Source organism: Endozoicomonas numazuensis (genome assembly GCF_000722635.1).
GTDB classification, from domain to species: domain Bacteria; phylum Pseudomonadota; class Gammaproteobacteria; order Pseudomonadales; family Endozoicomonadaceae; genus Endozoicomonas_A; species Endozoicomonas_A numazuensis.
The window spans coordinates 1,489,022-1,492,068 of the sequence record NZ_JOKH01000001.1; the positions used below are offsets into that span (position 1 = coordinate 1,489,022).

Annotated in this window: 3 protein-coding genes and 1 pseudogene; all 4 read left to right on the forward strand. The window is 42.6% G+C overall.

Annotated elements, in window-relative coordinates:
* Positions 1 to 696 (forward strand): hypothetical protein (locus tag GZ78_RS06570; protein ID WP_034833626.1); only part of this gene is annotated, 696 nt, incomplete at its 5' end.
* A 152-nt stretch (positions 697 to 848) separates the two neighbouring features.
* Positions 849 to 1,004 carry a hypothetical protein gene (locus tag GZ78_RS29335; protein WP_161787321.1) on the forward strand — a complete coding sequence of 52 codons (156 nt, stop codon included), beginning with the start codon at positions 849 to 851 and terminating at the stop codon, positions 1,002 to 1,004.
* Positions 1,005 to 1,007: 3 nt separating this feature from the next.
* Positions 1,008 to 1,109: pseudogene (locus tag GZ78_RS30215) on the forward strand (transposase); the annotation flags it as partial.
* A 741-nt stretch (positions 1,110 to 1,850) separates the two neighbouring features.
* Positions 1,851 to 3,047, forward strand: a 1,197-nt coding sequence (locus GZ78_RS29960; RefSeq protein ID WP_034833628.1) for a prolipoprotein diacylglyceryl transferase, incomplete at its 3' end; no start/stop codon positions are given.

Consider the following 3,047-nt stretch of genomic DNA (forward strand, 5'->3'; position numbering starts at 1 on the left):
GATAGTCTGCTGTACATGGATTGTCTCAGGCTATGCGTTGCTCACCATGTTGAGAAGACGTTAGATACTGCTTTGTCTTGCGCTAAAAGTCAGGATAAAAAAGAATTGGCTAAACGTTTGGAAATGGTAGGTAAGAGTGGCATATTTTTTTCTGATATAGATAATGAATGGTTGCAGAGGCCATCCTATATGCTAGCCAGTGACGGTTGTTTCACTCAGCCGACTTATTCTAGCCTGTGTTCGAAAATTGTAAATTCAAAACATTGCGCTGAATCTGAGGGTAAGATTGTTGAGGAGCTCAATGTTTTAAACCAAGAACTAAGGCGAGGTTGCGGATATCCTCTCTCATGGCAAGAACCTATGGTGAGAGCAAGGCAACATTGTTATGACTATTTGGTCACCGGCAAGGCCGAGGATGATTATTATCACTTGGTAAGAAAGTATGACTCCACCAATAGCGTATCAGAGCGTACTTTATGGAGTGGGGAGAACAGTAGCTTTTATGTTAAAAAGACTGCAGAGAATTTTCTGGAAAAAGCGATGAAGTACCCGACGCAGATAGATCTACACAGTGATCCCAAATCGAGCTCTGTAATTGCCAGAAACCCAGACACCCGGTTCATTGAGGCTCACAGGTTAACGGGAATCCAGATGGTTAAGTACTTTTATCATGGGAATGACTATTCTTGGGACTGACTTAGGAACTGTCCCGAAATAAAATCCGTTTTTAGAGTGATATGGCAAGAGTTTTCCGGACATTTTTTTACGCTGCCTCGGCAAGGGCTAAGTTCGCCTTACCCGTTGTTTGAATTATAATGCAGCAGTCTCTTACTTTTAGGGATGCTGTTATGCAATATGCTCTCTTCAAAGCATTTCTTGATGGCATTTCGACATTGACCAGCCATCATAAAAATACTCTCAATAAAGCCCTTTCTCCAGAGCTTAAGGCAGCCACTCATCAGCCGAACCTGAGTACCGCCATTGAACAGAAATTCTCTGAATAACCCAGTTGCCCTCATTGTAAAAGTGATCAAATAAAGCGCTGGGGCTGTAGTGATGGAAGACAACGCTACCGTTGCAAGTCATGCCATAAGACATTTAATGCATTAAATTGCCATCAACCATGCCGAAGAGACCACTCCGGGGCACTGTCTGCCCTGATGGAAAAAATTCCCGGCACGCCGATAAGAAAAAATAAATAAAAAAATACATTAATTTATGGCTATAAAGCTGAAAAAAAACCTTATATATATCGACTTGGCACTAATATAGATTGGGCTCGAATCCGAATGAAAACTGTTTCTAACCCGGATGATCTTATGTTCAAAGTTGTCAGAACCAGATGCCTCATTCAGGCCTTTGGCAGACAGAGATTAATGGCTTTACAATTCCTCAGCCTGATAGCTCAGATTTTTATTTCATGCCTGCAGGTTCTGAGCCTCTTCTTGAAGCTTCGGATGCTGCGAATGAGCAAAACAAGGCAGCAGAAATTAGCACCCATATTCAAATAATGATGTAGCAGGAGAGTGGGGTGAGGTGCCTGTGGTACGTTACCTGATCTGAATATGAAGCGGTATTTCAGATATGAAGAACCTGCTTTCATGACTCAGCACGAGTATCATGTTCTGGTATTATGTACGACTATGGATAATTAAAAAGCATGGGGCAATGGTTCGAATTTTCAATGAGTCGCTTTCTGCTATAGCGCACTCGTATCAGGAAAGATGCCAGTCTGATCATCGAATACAAAATTTACTATTTTTAAAAAAAAATCTACGCATTCATTTTCTGAAGCTAATATGAACTGGGCTTTTAATTCGCATTCTAAAAACTGAAGTCCAGGCGTGTTTATGCTCAAGTGTGCCAGAAAGGTCTCTGTTTCATTCGTATTGTTTTTTTTCCTGGGTGTGTGTGTTCAAAGTGAGGTGTGGGCTAATCCCAAAAAGCTTCTTTCAATGGAAGATTTGCAGGCTGAGGAGCTGGTCAAGAAGGATGGGGGTGGTTATATCCTTACTGGAACTTCATACACTTCTCTTACTTTAGGACTGTGGTCTCTAAGTCAAGATGGTTTGATGCTTCCTATTCCGGGTACCCATGGTTTTTTTCTTCCGAATTATTCTGCTGCTTTCACCTTCATGCACATGGCTTTTCAAATTCAAATTCATATTCAGCGACAGCAAATGCAGCAGCAGCAACAGCTGCAAATACAGCAGCAGCAACAACAACTGCAAATGCAGCAGCAACAACAACTGCAACTGCAACTGCAACTGCAGCAGCAACTGCAGCAGCAACAAGCTCAGGCCGCCTTTCTGGCCAGTACAATGAATTCGTTAGCCCCAATACAGCTTTTCACACTGGGAGCTACTGGTTTTACAGAGCCTAATGTCATTTTTACACCCGTATATCCTCCGGCTCCACCTATACAGCCTTTTGATCCTGCCTCTTCTGGAATACCGCTTATACATGATGCGAATGCCATCGCTTTTTTCGGTATGACGCCTGGGCAGAATGATGATCCAGCAGAAGTCATTACTGAACTTGACCATGAAGATGAGAACTCCTCCGGGCATACCATAAGTCATGTTGATGAAGTGGCTCCAAACACGGATGACAAAGCTAAGCATGAAGATGAAAATAAAAAGGGTGAGTCTATAAAAGTAAGCGATCACTTATCCGAAAACAACTCATTAGAGCCAGTTTCTCCTGTCGGCGATGCCTCTCAGGATGATCATAACCACGAGGATGATTTGCCTTCAAATCAGCCACAGTTACAACCTGACGAAGAAGGTGAGAAAGATAAGTTCGAAGAGGAAAAAGCCGCCATTCCTGAGCCAGAAAAAGACAAAGATCTTCATTTGGCCAGTAACGATAAAGAGGGTGAAGAAGTAACAGATCCAAACGCTCCCGTTGTGGCAGAGTCAGATGAAAAAGACAGTCAGGATGATAAAGGGAAAGAACTGCCTTCTGCTGGAATTACGACCACTCCTGCATTACCTGTAACATCTTCGAATCATGATCACTCAGATGTTCATTTGGATGGCAGAGAT

Excerpts from the sequence above, each read along its gene's own strand:
- GZ78_RS29335 (WP_161787321.1), top strand. The coding sequence starts at position 849 with ATGCAATATGCTCTCTTCAAAGCATTTCTTGATGGCATTTCGACATTG.